The organism is Clostridium sp. CS001 (assembly GCF_020443565.1).
Classification (GTDB): domain Bacteria; phylum Bacillota; class Clostridia; order Clostridiales; family Clostridiaceae; genus Clostridium_AD.
In genome coordinates this window covers 71,494-93,753 of record NZ_JAIZZN010000007.1, presented here as the reverse complement: position 1 = coordinate 93,753, position 22,260 = coordinate 71,494, and the positions used below count along the sequence as shown (strand labels likewise).

The 22,260-nt window shown below is 30.1% G+C and carries 20 protein-coding genes, 1 pseudogene and 1 riboswitch; of the genes and pseudogenes, 7 read left to right on the top strand and 14 right to left on the bottom strand.

The features are described 5' to 3' along the window. The first annotated feature begins 287 nt into the window (after window positions 1–287). The 3 genes from pckA (at window position 288) to LGK97_RS06845 (ending at window position 4,081) form a co-directional block, all read left to right on the top strand. The gene (pckA, locus tag LGK97_RS06855; RefSeq protein WP_226259012.1) at window positions 288–1,865 is read left to right on the top strand and encodes a phosphoenolpyruvate carboxykinase (ATP); all 1,578 of its coding nucleotides are present in this window, start codon (window positions 288–290) and stop codon (window positions 1,863–1,865) included. A gap of 154 nt (window positions 1,866–2,019) precedes the next feature. Then, the gene (locus LGK97_RS06850) at window positions 2,020–3,132 is read left to right on the top strand and encodes a hypothetical protein (RefSeq protein WP_226259011.1); all 1,113 of its coding nucleotides are present in this window, start codon (window positions 2,020–2,022) and stop codon (window positions 3,130–3,132) included. A 166-nt stretch (window positions 3,133–3,298) separates the two neighbouring features. Continuing rightward, the gene (locus LGK97_RS06845; protein WP_226259010.1) at window positions 3,299–4,081 is read left to right on the top strand and encodes a serine hydrolase; all 783 of its coding nucleotides are present in this window, start codon (window positions 3,299–3,301) and stop codon (window positions 4,079–4,081) included. Between the two features lie 7 nt (window positions 4,082–4,088). Here LGK97_RS06845 and LGK97_RS06840 read toward each other — a convergent pair whose 3' ends face one another. Further along, a complete protein-coding gene (locus LGK97_RS06840; protein WP_226259009.1) occupies window positions 4,089–4,955 on the bottom strand; it encodes a ComEC/Rec2 family competence protein in 867 nt (288 codons plus the stop codon). A gap of 184 nt (window positions 4,956–5,139) precedes the next feature. Between LGK97_RS06840 and LGK97_RS06835 the strand changes: the two genes are divergently transcribed. Continuing rightward, window positions 5,140–5,877, top strand: coding sequence for a lysophospholipid acyltransferase family protein (locus LGK97_RS06835; RefSeq protein WP_226259008.1), 738 nt, complete (start codon window positions 5,140–5,142; stop codon window positions 5,875–5,877). A 42-nt stretch (window positions 5,878–5,919) separates the two neighbouring features. Here the strand turns inward: LGK97_RS06835 and LGK97_RS06830 are convergent, their stop codons facing one another. Continuing rightward, window positions 5,920–7,368, bottom strand: coding sequence for an NADP-dependent glyceraldehyde-3-phosphate dehydrogenase (locus tag LGK97_RS06830; protein WP_264174983.1), 1,449 nt, complete (start codon window positions 7,366–7,368; stop codon window positions 5,920–5,922). A gap of 141 nt (window positions 7,369–7,509) precedes the next feature. After that, entirely contained in the window at window positions 7,510–7,818 is a 309-nt protein-coding gene (locus LGK97_RS06825; RefSeq protein WP_226259007.1) for a hypothetical protein, read from the bottom strand. A gap of 57 nt (window positions 7,819–7,875) precedes the next feature. Here LGK97_RS06825 and LGK97_RS06820 point away from each other — a divergent pair, with 57 nt between their 5' ends. Beyond that, entirely contained in the window at window positions 7,876–8,316 is a 441-nt protein-coding gene (locus tag LGK97_RS06820; protein WP_226259006.1) for a hypothetical protein, read from the top strand. A gap of 104 nt (window positions 8,317–8,420) precedes the next feature. Here LGK97_RS06820 and LGK97_RS06815 read toward each other — a convergent pair whose 3' ends face one another. The 5 genes from LGK97_RS06815 to LGK97_RS06795 all read right to left on the bottom strand — a co-directional run bounded on the left by LGK97_RS06815 (window position 8,421) and on the right by LGK97_RS06795 (window position 11,733). Beyond that, window positions 8,421–8,648, bottom strand: coding sequence for a DUF378 domain-containing protein (locus LGK97_RS06815; RefSeq protein WP_226259005.1), 228 nt, complete (start codon window positions 8,646–8,648; stop codon window positions 8,421–8,423). Window positions 8,649–8,728: 80 nt separating this feature from the next. Further along, window positions 8,729–9,112: an aspartate 1-decarboxylase gene (gene panD, locus LGK97_RS06810; RefSeq protein ID WP_226259004.1), complete on the bottom strand. Its 384-nt coding sequence runs from the start codon at window positions 9,110–9,112 to the stop codon at window positions 8,729–8,731. 1 nt (window position 9,113) lies between these two features. Further along, window positions 9,114–9,965 carry a pantoate--beta-alanine ligase gene (gene panC, locus LGK97_RS06805; protein WP_226259074.1) on the bottom strand — a complete coding sequence of 284 codons (852 nt, stop codon included), beginning with the start codon at window positions 9,963–9,965 and terminating at the stop codon, window positions 9,114–9,116. Window positions 9,966–10,047: 82 nt separating this feature from the next. Beyond that, on the bottom strand, window positions 10,048–10,875 hold the full coding sequence (panB, locus tag LGK97_RS06800; RefSeq protein WP_226259003.1) for a 3-methyl-2-oxobutanoate hydroxymethyltransferase: 828 nt from the start codon (window positions 10,873–10,875) through the stop codon (window positions 10,048–10,050). A 3-nt stretch (window positions 10,876–10,878) separates the two neighbouring features. Beyond that, window positions 10,879–11,733, bottom strand: a complete 855-nt coding sequence (locus tag LGK97_RS06795) for a Rossmann-like and DUF2520 domain-containing protein (protein WP_319001553.1) — start codon at window positions 11,731–11,733, stop codon at window positions 10,879–10,881. 308 nt (window positions 11,734–12,041) lie between these two features. Here LGK97_RS06795 and LGK97_RS06790 point away from each other — a divergent pair, with 308 nt between their 5' ends. Next, complete coding sequence (locus LGK97_RS06790) at window positions 12,042–12,428, top strand: hypothetical protein (RefSeq protein WP_226259001.1); 387 nt, start codon at window positions 12,042–12,044, stop codon at window positions 12,426–12,428. A gap of 327 nt (window positions 12,429–12,755) precedes the next feature. Here LGK97_RS06790 and LGK97_RS06785 read toward each other — a convergent pair whose 3' ends face one another. Continuing rightward, a complete protein-coding gene (locus LGK97_RS06785) occupies window positions 12,756–14,354 on the bottom strand; it encodes an amidohydrolase (protein ID WP_226259000.1) in 1,599 nt (532 codons plus the stop codon). A 340-nt stretch (window positions 14,355–14,694) separates the two neighbouring features. Next, window positions 14,695–14,853: riboswitch (cobalamin riboswitch) on the top strand. A gap of 223 nt (window positions 14,854–15,076) precedes the next feature. On the opposite strand from LGK97_RS06785, the gene tnpA reads away from it, so the two are divergent. Further along, window positions 15,077–15,550, top strand: coding sequence for an IS200/IS605 family transposase (tnpA, locus tag LGK97_RS06780; protein WP_226258999.1), 474 nt, complete (start codon window positions 15,077–15,079; stop codon window positions 15,548–15,550). 303 nt (window positions 15,551–15,853) lie between these two features. Here tnpA and LGK97_RS06775 read toward each other — a convergent pair whose 3' ends face one another. From LGK97_RS06775 to LGK97_RS06755, 5 genes and pseudogenes are all read right to left on the bottom strand, one after another. Continuing rightward, a complete protein-coding gene (locus LGK97_RS06775; protein WP_226258998.1) occupies window positions 15,854–16,795 on the bottom strand; it encodes a radical SAM protein in 942 nt (313 codons plus the stop codon). Between the two features lie 106 nt (window positions 16,796–16,901). Next, complete coding sequence (locus LGK97_RS06770) at window positions 16,902–18,164, bottom strand: radical SAM/SPASM domain-containing protein (protein ID WP_226258997.1); 1,263 nt, start codon at window positions 18,162–18,164, stop codon at window positions 16,902–16,904. A gap of 562 nt (window positions 18,165–18,726) precedes the next feature. Then, window positions 18,727–19,893, bottom strand: coding sequence for a diaminopimelate decarboxylase family protein (locus tag LGK97_RS06765; protein WP_226258996.1), 1,167 nt, complete (start codon window positions 19,891–19,893; stop codon window positions 18,727–18,729). A 579-nt stretch (window positions 19,894–20,472) separates the two neighbouring features. Further along, window positions 20,473–21,153 (bottom strand): annotated as a pseudogene (locus LGK97_RS06760) (Tn3 family transposase); the annotation flags it as partial. A 76-nt stretch (window positions 21,154–21,229) separates the two neighbouring features. Continuing rightward, complete coding sequence (locus LGK97_RS06755; RefSeq protein ID WP_226258995.1) at window positions 21,230–21,649, bottom strand: WG repeat-containing protein; 420 nt, start codon at window positions 21,647–21,649, stop codon at window positions 21,230–21,232. Between the last annotated feature and the right edge of the window lie 611 nt (window positions 21,650–22,260).

Here is a 22,260-nt window from a genome sequence, read left to right as displayed (position 1 = left end):
CAATTATGCAATTATTAGGTGGTATAAATCTTAGATGAAATAATACATCATGAAAACATATTAGAGTATGCTATAAATGCAATAAGTAATCATAATGAAAGTAACTATTCAAAAAAACATTAAATTAATATATTTATAATTTTTTTCTTGCATTTTTAATTAAATGTTGTAATATATTAGTATAGTAACAAAACTTAATAGGTATTGAAGATATATTATTATGTAACTAATTATTAAATAACATTAAATATAAAAAAATAAAAAATTTAGTAACGGGGGGTAACATTATGAATTGCTTAGAAAACTTAGATTACTTAAACATTTTCACATCAAAAAAAATATACAGGAATTTATCAGTACCTAACTTAGTAAGTTTTGCTTTAATTAGAGAAGAAGGTACTTTATCAGAAACAGGTGCATTGGTTGTAAATACAGGGAAGTATACAGGAAGATCCCCTAAGGATAGATTCATAGTGTCACAAGACAGCGTTAATGAATTAATAAATTGGGGTAGCGTAAATTTACCAATTGAAGAAAAAATATTTGAAAATTTATATAGTCAAGTATGTGAGTACCTAGGAGATAAAGATTTATTTGTTTTTGATGGTTATGTTGGTGCTATGGAAGAATATAAACTACCTATACGAGTTGTAAATGAACTTGCATCAGAGGCTTTACTTTCAAATCAATTATTTAGAAGACCAGATAAAGATATGCTTTCAACACATGAAGCTGAATTTACAGTAATAGCAGCACCAGGCTTTAAGGCTAAAGGCGCAAGTGATGGAGTAAATTCTGAGGCTTTCATTATAATTAACTTTGATAAAAAAATTGTATTAATTGGTGGAACTCAATATGCAGGAGAAATCAAGAAATCTATTTTTTCAATAATGAATTTCCTATTACCTCTAAGAGGTGTATTCCCAATGCACTGCTCTGCTAATATAGGTAAAGATGGTGATACTGCAGTATTCTTCGGTCTATCAGGAACGGGAAAAACAACATTGTCAGCAGATGCAAGTAGAAAGCTTATTGGTGATGATGAACATGGTTGGTGTGACAAGGGTGTGTTTAACTTTGAAGGTGGATGTTATGCTAAAGCTATAAAGCTTAATAAAGAAAATGAAAAAGAAATTTTTTCAGCATTAAAATTTGGTGCTTTACTTGAAAATGTTGTACTTGATCACAATAATGTACCTAATTATGATGATGATAGTTTAACAGAAAATACTAGAGGGGGATATCCTTTAGAGTACATAGAGAATGCTGAGCTAAGTGGAATAGGTGGACATCCTAATACAATAATATTCCTAACAGCAGATGCTTTTGGAGTTATTCCACCAATTTCAAAGCTTTCAAAAGAAGCTGCAATGTATCATTTCATTTCGGGATATACAAGTAAGCTTGCAGGTACAGAACGTGGAATTACAGAGCCAACAGCAACTTTTTCATCTTGCTTTGGAGAACCATTCATGCTTATGAAACCTTCAGTTTATGCTAAACTTTTAGGGGAAAGAATAGATAAACACAATACAGAAGTGTTTTTAGTAAATACAGGTTGGACTGGTGGCCAGTATGGAGAAGGTTCAAGAATGAAACTTTCATACACAAGAGCTATGGTAAAGGCAGCGCTAGAAGGATCACTTAAAGATGTGGAGTATACACATCATCCAATATTTAAAGTAGCAGTGCCAAACTCTGTTCCAAATGTTCCATCTGAAATATTAAATCCAGAAAACACATGGGATAATAAAGAAAAGTATACTAAAAAAGCTAATGAATTAGCATTTAAATTTAGTGAAAACTTTAAAAAATTCAATGGAATTTCAGAAGGCATAAAAGAGGCTGGTCCAATAGCTAAATAATACAAAGACCGACGGTTAAAAAGTTTATAATCCGTCGGTCTTTTTTTATGTAATTTTGCCATGATTATGTTATACTCATTAATAAATATGAATTTATTAATGAGTATAACATAATTTAGATTTGTGCCTAAATTAGATGGCAAGAGGAGGAGTTATGAAAAGAAAGAGTTTTATTATTAGGGTAGTAATTTTTATGCTTATAACAGCAGCAGTAGTTTTTTGGAATTATAAAACTAGAACCAATCTTAGCAATAATCAAAAGGGATTAAATGTTACGAAATGGGACAATATTTATGGTGGAGATAATATTCACTTTTACTACCTGAATTCTCAGAATGACAATTTATTAAAACTTAAAACTAAGTATGGATTAGCTAAACTTATAGATAGTAAGGCTGATCAACTTGATAATTCTATAAAAATAATGGAATTTATTAATAAAAACGTAAAAGCACAAAGTAAATCTATGACCAGTGATAAAAATGCCATTGATATAATGGAAGCAGCCTTCAATGGAAGTGGCATATCAGATAGTGATTATGCATCTATGTATGAAGAATGTTTAGCTTCGGTTGGTATAAATGTGAGACATGGTTTACTAAGGAGCACGGATAAAAGCAATAAGAGCAAATCATTTTTTAGCGTATGTGAAATATGGAGTGATAAATATAAAAAATGGGTAATGATAGATGGTGTAAATGGATGTTATATGAAAGAGAAAGAGATCCCATTAAGTGCTGTTGAAATAATAAACAAGGGAATAGCAAAAGTTAAAGTTGAGCATTTAAAAGATACTAATAAATATATAAAAAACATGTCAATCTATTACGAAAGTTATAGTATATCTGTAGATAACAATAAATATGGGGAGCTAAAAAGTAACTCTGAAATTACTTTTTTAAAAGAAAAACAGCTTCCTACTATAGAAACAAAGGAAGGATTTGTTAAACCAAGTATATTTGTTAATAGTACAGAGGTTTTTAACAAATCTCCTAAGATAGAGTACGTAAATACTGATAATGATAAAATACCTACATTAATATTTGCAAAGAAAGATTTGAAGAATGATGAAAAAGGAGTAGAGAACTTTACTGGAGGAGCATTTCTAAATAGTTATATGATTTCAAAATATTTCATAAGCGTTAACGGCAGCGATTATATAAAAGTAGAAACTTTTTTTGATTTAAAAATTATTAAAGGTGTAAATACTATTAAGTTGTCACAAGATGGTAAAAATTTGGATAGAGAAGTGGTAATCCAAAAGTAAATAGTTTCAAAATTTAAATTATATTATTATAGGATGTTGAAAAGGTGAAAATATTTCATTAATTGCATTATATCATTTATATTTTGCTTCCTATGGTGTATAATATAGCAAATAGAGTTTTTGGGATTTATATGCCACAGAAAACAAGGGAAATCAGGAGGAGATCATGAAAGTAATAAAAAAGTACTTAGACACAAGGGAAGGTAAATACAGTTTCTATTTTGAAGAAATAGAAAGTGGATATCTTTATGGAATGCATGAGAATAAACAAATGGTGTCAGCTGGATGCATAAAGCTACCACTGGCAATGGTTTTACTTAAAGAAGTGGAAAATGGTAAAGTGCAATTAGAGTCTAAAATTAAAATAGAATTAGAAGATAAAGTCCATGGCACAAATGGAATAATTCATGAGTTTTCTGGAAAAGAATACACGCTATTTGATTTATTTATAGCAATGCTTATACAAAGTGATAATACTGCAGCAAATAAGATTATTGAAGTTTTAGGCATGGAGAGAATAAATCAATTGTTTAAAGAAATGGGCATAAGAAACACAAATTTGAAAAGGGTTACAACAGAAATCAAATTAGAGCAAGAAGAATTAGAAAATACTACTAGTAGCTATGATCTGAGTAAATGCTTTAAGTTACTGTATCTAAAGCAATACTTAAGTGAAGAAAATAGTGACCTAATTATAAATATATTAAAAAAACAACAAGTTACTAACAAAATACCTTTTTATGTGCCTAGGCAAATCCAAGCTAATATTGCAAGTAAGGGAGGTAGCCTTGAAACTGTTGAAAATGATACAGTATTAATTATGATCCCAAAGGGAAAGTTCCTTTTTACAGTAATGGCTAGTAACTTACCTAACAATGTTTATGGGATAACTACTATATCTAGAGTGGGAAAGATGGTATGGGATATTATAGATAAGGATTGGAAATAAAAAAGACTCAATTTGTGATTAGTCTATTTATAGCTACACCATCGCTTATGAGTATAATATTTTTATCTAAATCGGTTCTATATACAGTACAATTTACTTTCTTTAGTTTATCTAGAGTTTCTTTGGTTGGATGACCGTAAATATTTGCGACGCCACAACTTATTACTGCAATTTGTGGAGAGACTTTGTTTAGAAATTGTTGTGAGGTTGATGAGTTACTACCATGATGGGCAACTTTAAGTACATCAGATTTTAAGTCATAGCCTTTATTTAAAAGTTCTTGTTCAATTAGATTTTCCATATCACCCGTAAATAAGTAAGTAGAGTTTTTGTAAGATACCTTTATGACGCAGGAGTAGTTATTTGTATCTTTATAGCTCAACTTATTGGGGGATAGCATAATACAGCTTGTATCAGGGCCTAAATCTAGTTTTATATTGGATTTGGCTACTTTTATTTTAAGGCCTTTATTTTTCAAGGACCCAATCATGGATTCAAAGGATTCTGTAGAAGCGGTAACTTTGGGAGCATAAAATTCACCTACTACAAAGTTTTTGATTATGCTATCCATACCACCTATGTGGTCGTCATGAGGATGAGTTGCAATTACATAATCAAGATTTTTGATATTATTATTTTTTAGATACCTGATTACACTCTCTTTTGAATCTGGAGTACCACTATCAATTAATAGATTTTTATTATTTACTTGAATTAGTGTACAATCACCTTGGCCTACATCTATGAAATGAGTAACTATGTTATTTTCTAAATTTAAGTTGGTTTTTATAGTGGAACTGCAACCTGTAGTTATAATTACAAATAATAAAAGACCATAGAATAAGGTGTACTTTAAATAGTTTCTATTTTTCATAGCTTAATCTCCTATATATAATTTATTTATAAATACCTTTACAAAAGTAATTTATATACTTACATAAATAGTTTTACCAATCTTTATAAAAAGATATCAATATCTAAAAGAAATTGATATAAGATTTATTAACTAGTATAATTATAGTTGTAACTAAATCGAGGATACATGAAAGGATATAGATATGAGAACTATATATTTTTATTTTTGTTTCATTATTAATCTAATTTGGATAAATACTAAGAAAGTAAAGCTTAAGAGTATAATAAAGCATAAAGGTAAAAAAGAGACAGATGCTTATCTAGCTAATACAGTTAGAACGTGGTCTAACTTTGTGCTTAAAATTGCAGGGTTAAGTTTGACGGTAACAGGAAGAGAAAACATACCAAAAGAACCTTGTGTTTTTGTTGGAAATCATCAAAGTAATCTTGATATACCAGCAATACTCGCTAATACGGACAGGCTTACAGGTGCAATTGCTAAAAAAGACATGGAAAAGATACCAATAGTGAATTATTGGATGAGGCAAATCCATTGTGTGTTTTTGGATAGAGAGAACCCAAGAGAGGCTTTAAAAGCAATTACGGAGGGTGTAGAAAATTTGAAAAATGGATATTCTATGATTATCTTTCCGGAAGGGACTAGAAGTAGAAGCAACGTTATGGGAGAATTTAAGAAGGGCAGCATGAGACTAGCAATAAAAGCTGGAGTTCCTATTGTTCCTATAACTATTTATGATACTAATAAAGCCATGGAAGGCAACAATGGAAAAGTTAAGAAAGCAAATGCCAAGCTTATAATAGGCAAGCCTATATATCTTGAGGGTATGTCAAAAGAAGAAAAAGCTGATATTTCAGAAGTAGTAAGAAATATAATCCAAGGTAATTTGGATGATTTAAATAGTAAAAGAAGCAGTTTATAAAACCTGCTTCTTTTACTATTTATTGTTGAATTATTAATTATATTATGGATTTATGAGTAAAACTATTGCTTTAGGTCTAGTCATAGCTTCAATACTATATCTTATACCTTGAGTACCCATACCAGAGGATTTTGTTCCAGAGAAAGGAAAATGGTCAGGGCCTCTTTCGGTTTTATTATTAATTTGAACAGTGCCTACTTCTAATCGGTTTGCAATATTAAAGGCATCATCTATATTTTTAGTATAAACAGAAGATTGAAGCCCATACACAGATTTGTTAGCTATCTCAATGGCTTCATTAATATCTTTAACCCTAATAACAGGGAGTACAGGTCCAAAGGGTTCCTCCCAAGCTAGCCGCATATTTGTAGTAATGTTATCAAATAAAGTTGGGTAAACTAAATTTCCCTTTCGCTTGTTTCCAAACAATAAAGTAGCGCCCTGAGCAATTGCATCATCTATAAGTTCTTGGATGTAGTCTGCACTGCGATTGTCTATAAGGGGAGTTATCTCGCAGCCATCTTCTGGGTTACCTACCCTTAGCAATTTAATATTTTTCATCAACTCGTCAATAAGGATATCTGCAACATCCTCTATAACTAAAACTCTTTTTACTGCAGTACATCTTTGACCAGAATAGCTAAAGGCACCAGTAACAATATCTTTTGCGGCACCTTGAATATCAGCATCGCTTAATATTATGGCAGCATCTTTTCCGCCAAGTTCCATAATCATAGGTACCATGCCAGCAATTAAGGCTATATGGAGACCTACCTCAGTGCTTCCAGTAAAGTTTATAAAGTTAATGTCCTTGTGGGTAACTAAGTAATCACCTATTTCAGAGCCTCTTCCCGTTATCGTGTTTATAACTCCGCGAGGAACACCTGCTTCGTGAAAAATGCAAGCAAGATGAAGTGCACTAATAGAGCCTTGAGTAGGGGGCTTTAAAATTACACTATTTCCACCAATAAGGGCTGGTGCAATTTTAGAAGCAGAAAGATTAATAGGATAATTGAAAGGGGAAATGGCAAGAACAGTGCCAACAGGTACTCTAGTTACAAAGGAAATTTTATTTTTCTTGAAACCAGGAAAATTATCAGCACCAATAGTCTCCCCTTCCAAATGTTTACCAGCATCTGCGGTAAATCTTATAAAATCAGCAGTTCTTTTTATTTCAGCGATGCAGGAATGATTATCTTTTGCAATTTCCTTTTGCATGATTTGCGATAGGTAATCAACATTTTCATCAATTAAGTTAGCACATTTGTGGAGAATTGCAGCTCTTGCGCTAATGGCCATAGCAGCCCATTCCTTTTGGGAGGACTTTGAATTTTCAATAACTACACTGGCCTCATCTTTGCTCATAGCTGGAATTCTACCTACCAAGCTATTGTCAACGGTAGAAAAAATATCTATAGTATTAATAGAGCTAACCCATTCACCATTAAATAAATTTTTATATGTTTTATCTTCGGATATACTATCAAACAATAAGAAACACCTCGCTTTTAGATTGTTATTTTAGGCACATTCAAATAAGTAACAAGAGTTCATGCTAGCTTATTTGAATATGTCTTGATATAGTATTAACCAAAGGCAAATATATTATTGACTTGGTGCCAAAAATGATAATTAGTCGTGTCTTTTGGTTAGAAGATTTTGGATTATAGATATTTTATTTTCTAGTAATACATTTTTCTCTTGCAAATTTAATATAATCTTTTCAGCTTCTTTATTTTTGTTGTCAATATCCCTTAATTTTTGTTTTAAATTCTTATTTATGGCGACTTTCTCTTCAATAATTGGTTTATATATTTTATTTAAAGTGAAATTTTTATTGATTAAAAAGCGTGTTTTATTATAAAATGAAATTATATGTAGTTTATTTTTTTTAGTAATATAGCTTAGGGTTTCAATAAGCCAATCTATAAATTTATTCATTTAATCACCTCAATAACATTCTACCTAATTAATACTAAGAAAGGCAAGGTAATAATAGTGAATGAGAATAATAACAATTATTATTTAAATAATATTAATAATAAAATCAGTGCACTTGATCTTAAAAAACAACAATTTGAAGAACAAATAAATGAGAAAAGCAAAGTTTTTCAGCAAAATAATTCTGTTATAGAAAAGTTGAAATTTACAAGAGATATGTTAAATGAGCAATATAATAGTCTAATAAGGTTACTTTCGCAACAAGGAATAGTTTTTGAGATAACTTTTAGTGAATATAAACCACAACAGTGGGAAAATCTATTTATAGAAAAGGCTTTAAAGGGATATGAAATTAAGAGTAAAACAGGAAACACCTTGATGATGTTAGATGATGATATTTCAAGTATTATAAAAGATATAGGAAAAAAAGATTCTTATAGTTTGATTGTTATAAGGATTATGCATAAAACTGCCTTGGTTCAGTTAAGATTTACTTAAAGTAGTTTAAAAAAGAGAAGGATATCCATTTTTTAAATTACATAAATATAAAAAAAGCTGAATTTGAAATTTCAGCTTTTTTTATGTTCATAAAATTTTATGGACTATTTAACTTTAGTTGTATCTCTGTCGTTGTCTCTGCCAGAATCTCTTCCTAGTAAAGATAGGGAATATAAGCCAGCTAAACCTACTAGAGCAAAGATGATTCTAGTGAGCGCTGTACCAGTTCCGAATAAGCTTGATACTAGATCAAATCGGAAAAAACCAATTAATCCCCAATTTATAGCTCCTATAATAACTAACACGAGTGCAGTATTATCTAATGCTTTCAATATATACATCTCCTTTTTAATAAAGTCTTCAGCATTATTGTTAGCAAATTTTCGAAAATTATTACTTTATCATAAAAAAATTATTTAATTTCTCCATGAATCTCCTTTTGAGCTATTTCTATTACATTATTGGCCTCGTCAACAAATACAACAGTAGGTTTAAAATCTTTTGCTTCTTTTTGATCGATTTGGCAATAAGTCATAATTATTATTTTATCAGAAGGTTGGACACATCTTGCAGCAGCTCCATTTACACACATTACACCACTACCAGGTTCCCCTGCAATGACATAGGTTTCAAATCTGTTTCCATTGTCTATATCAACAATTTGAACTTTTTCATATTCTAGAATATTTGCAGTGTCCATTAGTGACTTATCTATAGTTATGCTTCCCACATAATTTAATTTAGCTTCCGTAATAACAGCTCTGTGTATTTTAGATTTTAACATAGTTAGTAACATATTAATTGTTATCCCCCCATACGAAGTTATCTATTAATCTTGTTTTGCCAATAAACACGGCTATGGCAACTAGAATTGGTTTATTCACAAATTCTATATCATTTAAGGACAAAGCATCCACCACTTCTATATAATCAATTTTAGCTAAAACTTCACTTTCTAGCTCTTTTTTTATAATTTCCTTTAAAGAGTTGCTAGACTTTTCACCAGATGATAACATGTCTTTAGCTTTATTTAAACTTTTACTTAGGACTAGGGCTGCTTGTCTTTCACTAGAGGATAAATAAGTATTACGTGAACTTTTTGCAAGACCATCATCTTCTCGTACAATAGGACAACCAACAATTTCAATATCAAAGTTTAAGTCTCTAACCATTCGTTTTATTACAGCTAACTGCTGAGCATCTTTTTCACCGAAATAAGCTTTATCAGCAGGGATTATGTTAAAGAGTTTTGAAACTACAGTGCATACACCATCAAAGTGTCCAGGTCTTTTAGCTCCACAGAGTCCAGTTGTAAGCTCTTTCACACTGACAGCAGTTACAGCATCCGAGGCATACATTTCCATGGCCTCTGGAGCAAAAATTAGATGAGCTCCTGCATTTTCACATAAGATTTTATCCTTAGCTAAATCTCTTGGGTAAGAAGCTAAATCTTCACTTGGTCCAAATTGAATAGGGTTTACAAATATACTTACAATAACTTTTTCATTTTCCTTTGCAGCACGTGTTATGAGACTGGCATGACCTTCATGCAAATATCCCATAGTTGGAACTAAGGCAATGCTGTAACCTTCTTTTTTCCAAGCTTTTACTTGGTTACGAGCTTCCGTAATAGTTTTTACAATATTCATTATCTGTAGACAATATAAAGTGCAATTAATACACCTTATTAATGTCATCTTCACTTCCTTTCTTATTTGAATTGTAATTGTATTAGTATAGCTTATTTAAAACCTCATCATCTATTTTAAAACAATGCTCAGCACCGGGAAAAGTACCTTCGTTAACTTCTCTAATATAGGATTTGAATGCATCTCTCATAAGATCCCCAACATTTGAAAAGGTTTTTGAAAATTTAGGTTTAAAATCTGAAAACATATTTAACATGTCTTGGTATACTAAAATTTGACCGTCACAGCCAGCACCGGCTCCAATTCCAATAGTAGGTATAGATATCTCTTTTGATATAATGTCGGCTAGTCTTGCGGGAATACATTCAAGTACAATGGCAAAGGCACCTGCTGCTTCTATTTTTTTAGCATCCTCAATAAGTTTTTTAGCATCAATGCTGTTTTTGCCTTGAACTTTAAAACCTCCAAACATATTAATAGATTGAGGAGTAAGTCCAATATGAGCCATTACAGGTATTTGAGCATTGACTATAGCTTCAATTTGTGGGCAAACTAAGGCACCGCCCTCAAGCTTAATAGCAGCTGCACCGGCCTCTTGTATAAATCTACCTGCATTTTTCACTGCATCATACACAGAGGCTTGATAAGACATAAAGGGCATATCTGCCACCACAAGAGCATTAGTACTTCCCCTTACAACAGCCTTAGTATGGTGAAGCATATCCTCCATAGTAACACTTAAGGTATCTTTATAGCCAAGACAAACCATACCTAAAGAATCTCCTACTAAAATTCCATTGACGTTACATTCATCAATAAGTTTGGCCATGGAATAATCGTAGGCAGTGAGCATTGTTAACTTTTCACCAGATTGTTTTGCGGACATAAAGGTTGAAATAGAATTTTTCAATTATTAACCCCCCTCTTGAAGTTCTAAATATTCTTTAAGCTTATTATAGTCTCTATTCTTGTGTTTTCTTTCTGATAAATGTAGTAGCCTTAGTGATAAATCTTTATATAATGGAGCATCACCTTTAGGAATAGCAGTTATGTGATGTTTTACTGTGCCTAAGTCATTTCTTTCAACAGGACCAGTTAAAGCGCCCAGTAAACCCTTAGTTTTTACATTATCAATGTTATTTTGGATCAAGGGTAACAATGCCTCTAGAGCATTATCTTCACTAAGTCCACATTTACTTAGGTAACTGCATCCTGTATTAATTAAGGATAAAACTAAATTTGACGCAGTTACACTAGCTAAGTGATAAAGTGCCTTATCTTCTTTATTAATAACAAAAGCATTATTACCCAAAGACTCAATAAAATCTTTAAGTTCATGTATATGGATTTCAGGTCCTTCTATAGAAAAATAAGCACTTTGTAAATTTTTATAGGAGTTATATTTATCAGAAAACGGGAAAATAGGGTGAATTGAGTATGCGACTGCATCTGAATTGTTTATATTTGAAAGAATGCTAGAGGTTAAGGAACCACTAGTATGACATATTATTTTATTAGTTAAGTTTAAGTTTGATAAATTCTGCGAAACTTCATGAATGGAGTCATCAGGAGTAGTAATAAAAATTATTGAACTATCCTCAACCAATTCATTAATGTTTTCATAAGCTTTTGAATTAGTAAATTTCGATGCCTCTTTTGCATCTGTGTAAGATTTACTATAGTAGCCAGATAACGTTATTCCTTTTATAGAAAAATACTTTCCTAAAGAAAAACCTACCTTTCCACATCCAATAAAGCCAATAACCATAATATCGCCTCCAATTTGATACATTGCAAAAACACCTCAAATATTGAGGGTGGGAGACTCCTGTATAGCTGTCTCATTCATAAAGATATGAGCAGAAAAACCAAAAAAATAATATGTTAAACAATTAGGTGCAGTTCTTATTCGATACTACCCAAAAATATTTTAGCATAAACTTTTTTGAAATACAAATATAAAAAGATAAATTAGTGCATAAGCTATTGATATATATTAAGAAATGTTTGATAATAGATAGTATACATTTATTAAGGCATAATGAATAAGAATGTCTTATAGAAAAGAGGGATAAAGTGGATATATTAATAACAATACTTAGCATTGTGGCATTTTCAATTATTGTTCTTGTAATATACAATGTGTTAAAAGCTTATGTGTTAGAAAAGGTAAAGGTTAACAAATGGGCAGTACTTGCATTAGCTGTGGTATTATTTATAGTTCCTATGGTAATATGGCCAAACATGCCTAAATATGTATCTAACTATATAATACCAGGAATTTTTGTTGTCTTATTTTTGTGGTTTATGGATTTGTCTGGTTTTATGAAAAATAAAAACACTTCAAAACAAAACTCTAAAACAAACATTATAAGTTCTAACAGTAAAAAGGATAAGAAAAAAGATGTAGTAATTAGACCTAAGGCTAAACCAAATAGAGTTAAAAACAATCAAAAAAAATAGGTAAGAATTTTTTTCTTAGATTATGCTATAACTAAAAGTATATGTTGATGGAATGCTTTCACTGCGCTAAGTAATTCTAAAATTTATTTTATTTTCGGCTGCTAAAAAATGCTAACTCGCTTCGCTCAGACAAGCATTTTTCTTTACGCATCTGAAAATAAAATAAATTAAGAATTACTAAAGCTTGTTCAAATGCATTCTTATCAACATATACTTTTGTTAGCATAATATAAGAAAAAAAATTATCTAAATATTTTAATTTAAAAAAGAGCGGTAGATCAAATACGACTTAATTGATCTAGTCTGCAAGTACATGTAATAAATTATTTAATACATCTTAACACCACCGACATAGGTTTCTAAAACTTTTATGTCTTTTATTTTATCCTTTTGAATTTGAAGAATATTCTCTGACAATACTACAAAGTCAGCTAGTTTTCCGAGGGATATACTACCTTTAATAGTTTCTTCGAAACTCATAAAAGCAGAACCTAGGGTATAAGCTTTTAAAGCTTCAAGAACAGTTAGGTTTTGATCACTGTGCCAGCCGTCTTTAGGTAGGCCAAGTAAGCTTTTTCTAGTAACTGCTGCATAAATGCCTTCTATAGGGTTAAAGCTCTCAATGGGAGCATCAGAGCTGAAAGCAACTGGGATATTTGAGCTTAGCATATCTTTCCAAGCGTAACTTGTGTCCGCACGGTTTTTGCCAACTGCGGTTTCTACAATGGGATAGTCAGTCATAACGAATGAGGGCTGAACATTAGCTACAACCTTTAGTTTTTCAAATCTGTTAAGTAATTCATCATTAGTGAATTGACAATGAACTATAGTTAATCGTAAATCTTTATTTTCAGAAGCAGTAATTATACCTTCATAGGAATTCAAAATAGTTTCTACTGCATTATCACCTATTGCATGAATAGTTACTTGAAATCCAGCGTTATGTGCAAGTTTAGTAATATTATCTAAAAAAGCTTGGTTATATATTAGCACTCCTGTAGTATCTGCGTCACAGTAGGGGTCTTTCATGGCAGCGGTTCTACCACCTAAAGAGCCATCTTGAAATAGCTTTACAGGTCCAATTTTTAATAAGTCACTGCCTAAATTTGATTTTAGTCCGAGTGAAACTGCTTCTGATAAGCTTTTCTCATTAGGTAAATTTAATTGAAGGATAAATCTTATAGGAAGGGACCCTTCAGCTTCTAATTCCCTATAGGCGCAAAGCAAGTTATCTAAAGACCCACAGTGTGTTAAATCTTCAGTTTGGATAGTAGTAATACCTACCTTTAAAGCATCTATAAATGCAGATTTCAGCAATGTTTTAATTTGATCTTTGGGCATTACAGGAAGAGAATTTGAAACTAAGTTCAAAGCGTTTTCTCTAAGGATTCCAGTGGGAACTCCATTTTCTTTATCAATAATGCCACCCTCTGGATTTTCAGTAGAGGAGGTTATGTTTAGCAGTTCTAGTGCCTTAGAATTTGCAACGCCAATATGTCCACATATCCTAGCAAAGTATATGGGATGTGAACTGCTTATTTTGTCAAGATCATATCTAGTAGGAAGTCTTTTTTCTGAAAATAAATCATGATTCCACCCTCTTGAAAGTATCCACTCACCATTTGGAATACTGTGAGTTTTTATATAATCCTTAGTTGAATTTATAAGCTCATCAATAGAAGGCACATTTACTAAGTTAACGTTATGTTTTTGAACAGCATAGTTTAAGAAATGCATGTGGGCATCATTAAAACCTGGAACAACGGTATTACCTTTGAGATCAACTATATCTTCCTGCGATTTAATTAAGCTTAATATTTCTTCATTGGTACCTATAGCTTTAAAAACACCCTTATCTACATAAAAAGCTTCACAAACCTTGTCTTTGTCTAAAGTTATTATGTTTCCATTAATAAATGCGGTCATTTTAACATCTCCTCTTAATATCTAATCTTAGTAATAATTTTTTTCTTAGATTATGCTGTAACTAAAAGAATATGTTGCTGGAATGCTTTCACTGAGCAATATATACTTTTGTTAGCATAATCTAAGAAAAAAGAGTTTATAGAAAATACAAACACGATTAGAGTAATTTTATTAAGTGTATCATAAGAATATATTACACCTGGTTTAATTATAAGTATATGGAAAATAGGAATTATTGTTAAGAGAAATTATTGATTCTAAAAAAGTATTATTTAGCTCCGGATGTGATTAAAGATACTTGCAATGAAATACTATATATGGTAAAGTAAAGTAGTAAAAATAAAATATTAGATAAATAGGTTCAACAAATTAAAATTATTTGTTGATTAAAAGGGAAGAGAGTCTAAATCTCTCGCGGTCCCGCCACTGTGAATAGAGGAGTCTTTGTAAAGATGATGATACTTAAGCCAGAAAATCTGCCTATTTTGATGCACGACAGCTCTACGAGAGATAGATGGTGTTTAAAAACGTATTTTTGCGTAATTTTGACTATATTATCCTTCTGGCTTATTGACAGAAGGATTTTTATTGTATAACGAATACCACAGGTTATACCTGTGGTTCTAAAAAGCTTTTAGCTATGAGTAGAAAAAATAAAACCTCCGATGTAAAATGAAAGTGGGTTTGCCAACCACAACAAAATACAAAGGAGGAGTATCCAAATGGATAACAACAGTTTAGCACATAGTAAATGGAATTGTAAATATCACATAGTATTTGCACCAAAATACAGGCGACAGATAATATACGGGAGCATAAAAGCAGATATAGGTCAGATATTAAGGAAATTGTGTGAGCATAAGGGGGTAGAAATAATAGAAGCAAATGCATGTGTAGATCATATACATATGCTTGTAAGTATACCACCGAAATTGAGTGTTTCATCATTTATGGGATATCTGAAAGGTAAGAGTTCATTGATGATATTTGACAGACATGCAAACTTGAAATATAGGTATGGCAATAGGCAATTTTGGTGCAAAGGTTATTATGTGGACACAGTAGGGAGAAATAAAAAGATCATTGAAGAGTATATAAAAAATCAAATACAAGAAGACATAGTAGCAGAACAAATTAGTATTAAGGAATATATGGACCCGTTCACGGGTGAGCCAGTAATAAAGGTCAAAAAATAAAACCCCTTTAGGGGTAGACTGTAAAAATTTGCGGTTGGCACACCGTTCAGAATGTCTTTAGACATAAGCCAGTAATATGCCCTTATAGGGCTAGAGCAAACCACCCGTTTTACGGGTGGTCCTGATTTATTATGTTTATAACCATAGTGCCATTATGGTATACTTTGCGAAAAATATCATTAATTTTGAAATAATAATGTACTTGCCATATATTATTGAAGTTCATAAAAAGAAAATAAATTTATAAAATATTAACCTTTAATTAGATTACAATTAAACATTATTAATTGTACATATAAATTTTTATATTAAAGTCTTAACAATTTGAAGCTGAGGCCAATTTCCAGTATCAATTAGTTCTTTTGAAAATCCAGGACAATCATAATTTAATATGCACCTCTTGCATTTTTTAGATTTATAAATATTAGAAAAATCTTCTAGCATATTCTCTTCTTTTCCCTTAACAGAAACTGAATCAATCAGTTTCCTGTTATCCCAATCAAATCCCATTTTAATAATTGATCTATACGAATCAATTAAATTAGAGATATGGTTATCAAGGTAACATAATGGCAACCCATTAGTAACAACATTCATTTTATTATTTATCGACTTTTCAATAGCTGGATATAGCTGAACTTTTAATTCACTTAATGAATTTACAATGATTTTATCTTTATTATTTTCAACCCAACCAGCTAAAAAAGGAAAAGTTATCATCCATCCACTCACACATATATTAGAAAGATAACATGAAATATCGATAAGTTCATTAAGATTATCTTTCGTAATCACAGTATTAATCAAAGTAAAACTGCCAAGTGAAACGCAATTTTCAATTCCCTTCAGCTGCAATTTAAGCATATTATCAACTCCAGAGATTGATTTATGCGTGTATTCATTCAATGTATGTAATGAAATAAACACATGAGTTACTATTGAAAGAATATCTTTGGCATATTCTATATCTGCCAACATAACAGCATTTGTATGTAGTATAATGTTTTTTATAGGTCTTTTTTTAATTTCTTTTAATAGCTCAAACAGCTCCTTATATAAAGTCGGTTCTCCCCCTGATATATGAATAGTATTAATCTGATTTTCGAGCATAATTTCATCTAAATATTCAATCATTTCTATAGGAACTAGTCTTCTTCTATCATTTCTTCTATCACCCACAATACAAAACATACATTTGAAGTTACATGAATATGTTATTTTAAACTCAACAACATTAAAACTCAATAGTAAATACCTCCGTAAATATAAATTGTTAATATTTATAAATTTCAATTTTGAAATAATTATCTATTCAAATCTTCCTTATAATTAAAATATAGTTTTCTTTAGTTTAATAGTAGCATTTAAGATAATGAGGGTTTTTTTCTTCAATGTTATTATTAAACAAATAGCTTACTGCCTTACATCCCCCGCCTTTACATATATGTCTAGTTTCACAGTTATTGCAAGGAGTAATATTATTAGTGGACATCTTGTCCTGTAAGTTTCTAAAATTATCATTTTTCTCACTAACAAGATGCATTATCGACTTATTGTAAGTAGACCCCATACTAAAAATAGAATCTCTTAATAATAGGCACGGCACATAATAACCTGATGAAGTTATAGCAATATTTCTTGTGCCACAATCTACATACTTTTTTATTTTTGAAGGGACATTAACATAATGTTCGTCGGAGTATATGCTTCTGCCTGGATTAAAATCGAAATCATGACAATTACTAAGTATATCTTGATAATCTTTTGTAACTAAAAGTTCCCAATTCTTCTTAGCCTCTCCAATTGGAAAGATTGGACCTTTTTCAAAATCTAAATCTAGGTTATCAGCTATATCCTGAATTTGTTCAATTTCATTTTTGTTTAATTCCATAACTGTAGTTGTAATCGTTAAATTAATACTATTATTTTTTAATTTATTTATATTATTAAAGCATTTCTTATACGCTCCTGACACTCCTGTTATTCTATCATGGGTTTTCTCTAATCCTAAAAGAGGAATCCTTGTAATAACATTATATTGCCTAAATTTCGTTATCATTTCATCACTAATATTCAACCCATTAGTAAGAATAATAATTTTAAAATTAAATTCATTTAGTATGTCCAATATTTCAAGAAAATTAGGATGCAAAGTCGGCTCTCCGCCTGTCAATGCTACTTTTTTTACTCCCATTTCGGATAAATCTTTAGCAATAATCCTTATAGAATTAATATCTAATTTATTTTTATTTAATTCATTTCCCATAAAACAATGTATACATTTTTGATTGCAGTAAGATGTAATCTCAAGCCAACAAAAAACAACGTCTATATCGTTATCTATAAAATTATTAATATTATCATTAAATGAATCACTAGTAAGAAAGTTTTCTTCACTAGTTTCTAATAGTCCAATATCCAAACAATCCTTAACAATATTAAAAGTCTTTTCATCTAGTAATTCTATATTTAAACTATTTCCAGATTCTAATTGTTTAAAGAAATGCTTTACTTCAGAGCCTACTCTATAAAGTCTCCTAGTATTAAAATCATATATTGCTATAGCTTCTTTTCCATCAACAATACAAACTTTTTCTTTTTTTCTTACATACATTAATGTCACCTCTCATTATATCTAGTGTTAATATTCCTTAAACCCTTAAACCACATTATTTTCACTTTACATTTCAATATACTACCGTATTCAATATAGGGCAAAAAACGCGTACTATATTCCATTTGATCCCATTATAGTTGCTTTACTTACTAGAACTATATTTCAAAAATCAATTTATTGTTTTTATTATTATCATGTAAGCAATATTAAACTGTTAACTTTAATGAAAATCTATTTAATCCCAATATATAAAGCAAGATTAATTATATCTAATCTTGCTTTATATATTGTTCTGTATTTAGTCTAATATTATAAACAGCTAAATTAGAATTGAATTTGTATTAGTTTGCTACTGGTCCAAAAACAACTTCATCTTGAATTGCACAATCAGTTGGTAATTCATTAACAACTAAAAATTTCATATTTTCACCCCCATGAAATATTTATGCGTTTTATCTTTATTTAAAAATGCTTAAATTAATATTATTGTTCTAAAAATATAGATAAATATAATTTAAGGATTTAACACATACAAATTCTAAATTTAAGTAGCTAAGAGTTAGATATATAATACATCGATTTCTTCAGATAATGTATATTCTCCTAACCTATCTATGTTATATGCCCCAGCATTTAAAAAACAAAAGTAGTCTCCGATTTTAATTTGATTTGGAAGACCATTCTTTAAGTTTTCTTCTTTAATATAATCCATATCAGTAGGCCAAATCCCACATATCTTCCAGTTTCGCTTTTCTATAAATTCCATATTATCAGGTAATAAGTAAATAAAATTACTGTATGTATTTAAAAAATATGGTGCGACTGCAATGTTTAATATTATTGTGTTTTCAGAATCCCTAACATCATGTACTTTGGCAAATAATATTCCAGCATCACTTACTAAAAATCTACCTGGTTCTAATATAAAGGTTATATTAGGATCACTATCAAACATTTTAAAAAGATTTGTCAAAGTTTCTTCTAAATTATCTTTTGCTATTATTTTTTCAGCCAAGCCACCACCAAAATCAACAATCTTAATATTAAATCCTTTTTCTTTTAATACGATATATGCTTCTTTTAATTTCTTATAATGAGCATTTAATCTGTTCTTGTCTGTTACATTTGAACCGGGATGCGTATGAACTCCAATTAAATTTACATTCTTCAATTTCTTTATCGAATCAATTTCTTTCAATAATGATTCAATATTAATGCCCATCTTTGATTCTTTTGAGTATTTTACTCTAATTCCAATATTTTGATTTTTGTTAAGCTTTTGAGCAATTTCATTGATTAAATATATTTCTCTAATACTATCAGCATTAATCAAGAAAACTTCATTTTCAACTGATTTGAATAAAAATTCCTTTGGCTTATACATTCCATCAACTACAATTGGCTGTATGCTCTGTTCAATCGCCATATCTAATTCTTTTTCACAATAGACCTCTACACCTACACCACATTCTTTAATACTCTTTAACACTTCAGTACTAGGAGCAACTTTAAGTGCATAACAAATTAAAGAATTATTATCTGTAACTTTATGAAGAATGTTTTTTAAATAATTGCAATTACTGCTAATTCTACTACGATTCATTAAGAGAACTGCTTCAGTTGAGTCCTTAATAACATCTCTATAGTAAATATTATTAACATATAATACACTATCTTTACTTTTAAGAAATTCCAAATCCGAATAATGTGTTTCTTCCATATTCATAATTTGACTAACCCCCTATTTTTATCAGTTTAATTTGAAATTATTTTAATTGAATAATGATTACAATTAATTTTCCATAAAAAGTTCTGTGATTTTCACTAATAATATATGGCATTAGTCAATATTATTTCATCAAAAGATGTAACTTTTATATGAAAAGTTTTATTATTAGACTAGTAACTTCAAATGTTATAATTACGCAACTAATTTTATATATAATTGTTGCATGTCTTTATACTAACATATGATATCAAATATGTAAATGCGTTACTTAGTTTCATACTTCGACAAATATAAATATCATAATTTTCTTGCAATTGATTAACTTATTTAAGTGTAAGGCTTTCTAAAAAATACTTCACGTAATAAATTGTTATATTTTGTAGAAATATTGTCAATAACTTCTCAGAATAATTAGTGATCCTGCTGGCTAGACCCCATAATAAGTATTTTTATGAAAAATATAGTTTTGAAATCGGGGGTTGTGTAGTAATAGGGGTAGCGCCAACATTTCCGAAGAAACCTACGTTAAAGAATTAAATGGATAAAAAGTTGACTTTTTATCCACTCTAAGCCATTCTATGGATTATTAATATTCAACGGTCTCAATTCATCCGATTCAAGAACATTTTTAACATCAAAATTATATTCACCAAGTAAATTGATATGTACCCATCCTAATGGGGATATATGTTTAAGTAAACTTTCATCAAAGGTGTAATTCTGTTTTGAATGATCTATAGCCTTTTGGAAATAAGTTGTATTCCAAATGCTTATCGCATTAATTAAAATATTCAAAGCACTTGATCTTTGAAGTTAATCCTGTAACTCTCTTTCTCTAAATTCTCCACGTTTACCAAAGAATATAGCTCTAGCAAATGCATTCATAGCTTCTCCTTTATTAAGGCCTCTCTGGATACACCTTCTATGTGATTTATTATTTATATAGCCTAATATGAAAATAGTTTTTTCAATTCCTCCCATTTCTCGTAATGAAGTAGCTAAAGCATTTTGCCTTGAATAAGAACCTATTTTTCCCATTATGGGGGAGCCTGTTACATTTCATTCTCTTATAGAGTGCGTTATTCCTAACACGTCGTCAAAGTTTTCCTCAATTATTTTAGTATTTATTCAACCATTCAAAATGCTCTTAATTTTAGGATACACATTAGCCTTTCCAGTACAATATAGTTTAATCTCTGATATATCCCTAATTCTAGGTGCAAAGCGAAAGCCTAGTAAATGGCTTAATCCAAATAGGAGTACGGCAACTGGTTTTGAGCAAAAAAATAAGGGTTTTATCCTTTAGTGATTAAACCCTAGATATATCAATGCTTTACACTGATGTTATATACTTTTTCGAGTTAGAACTATTTAGCATTAATTCTAAGTCAGAATGTTTTGATAAAACATACTTTTGGTAATAACTGTCTTGATGTATATTTCCTGCGTTTTGCGAGCACTGTTCTTTAATCCTTACTTTAGCAAAACTATTTTCAAAGTCATGGACTTCATCGAATATATGGGCTACAATCTTAGTACCTTCTTTACTTATAAATCCCCATTTGTATATGTATTTATCATTTACTTTAATCTTCTTAGCAACAGCTGCAAAACCTTCCTTAAATTCCTTAATGTTATCAAATATATTTTCTGATATTACTGTTCCCTCCGTATCTACGAAACCATATTTATAAAATGTAAATGCCTTCTCTTCTTTAAAAACTCCATAATCTAGTTTTCCAGAAAAGTTCATGTACTCTCCCTCATAAAGTTTGTACATATCATATGAATCTCGATAAGTATAAATATTCTCTTTTAATCCCAATCTTTAAGTCTCAGCTTTTCTAGGCTCATATGTTTCATTATCAGAAAAGTAATATCAATCGTTATTATTTATGTTATCCATTTTTTCGCCTTCTCTCTTTTGTATAGTATTTCACTATCTTCATTTTCAAATATTCTATCTTGGGGTAGTAACCTCTAAACGCGGGTTTTATACTTGAATACATATATTCCAAATTAACGATGTATTCATAGAAAGTATTAAATATATCACCGTTAATTTAGTACTTTTTCAAATATTTTATAGTAGCTAATAAATATTTCAGGTAAAGTTATCAATACTATTAGCATAGTTATACCTAGACCAGTACTCAAATCGAACTATAAAGGTAGTTATACGTCCACTGAGACTAATTTTCCATTTTCGTTCTAAGTCCATATACAACATAGTAAAACACCTATAGATAACCCTAAAGAAGAAAAAAGGAGCAGGTTACACCCATAATCTTATCGGAATGATTCATGATACCAAACTATTTTGGGCATGTAAATAATTTTGTGTATTCTCTCTATGAAGAACCA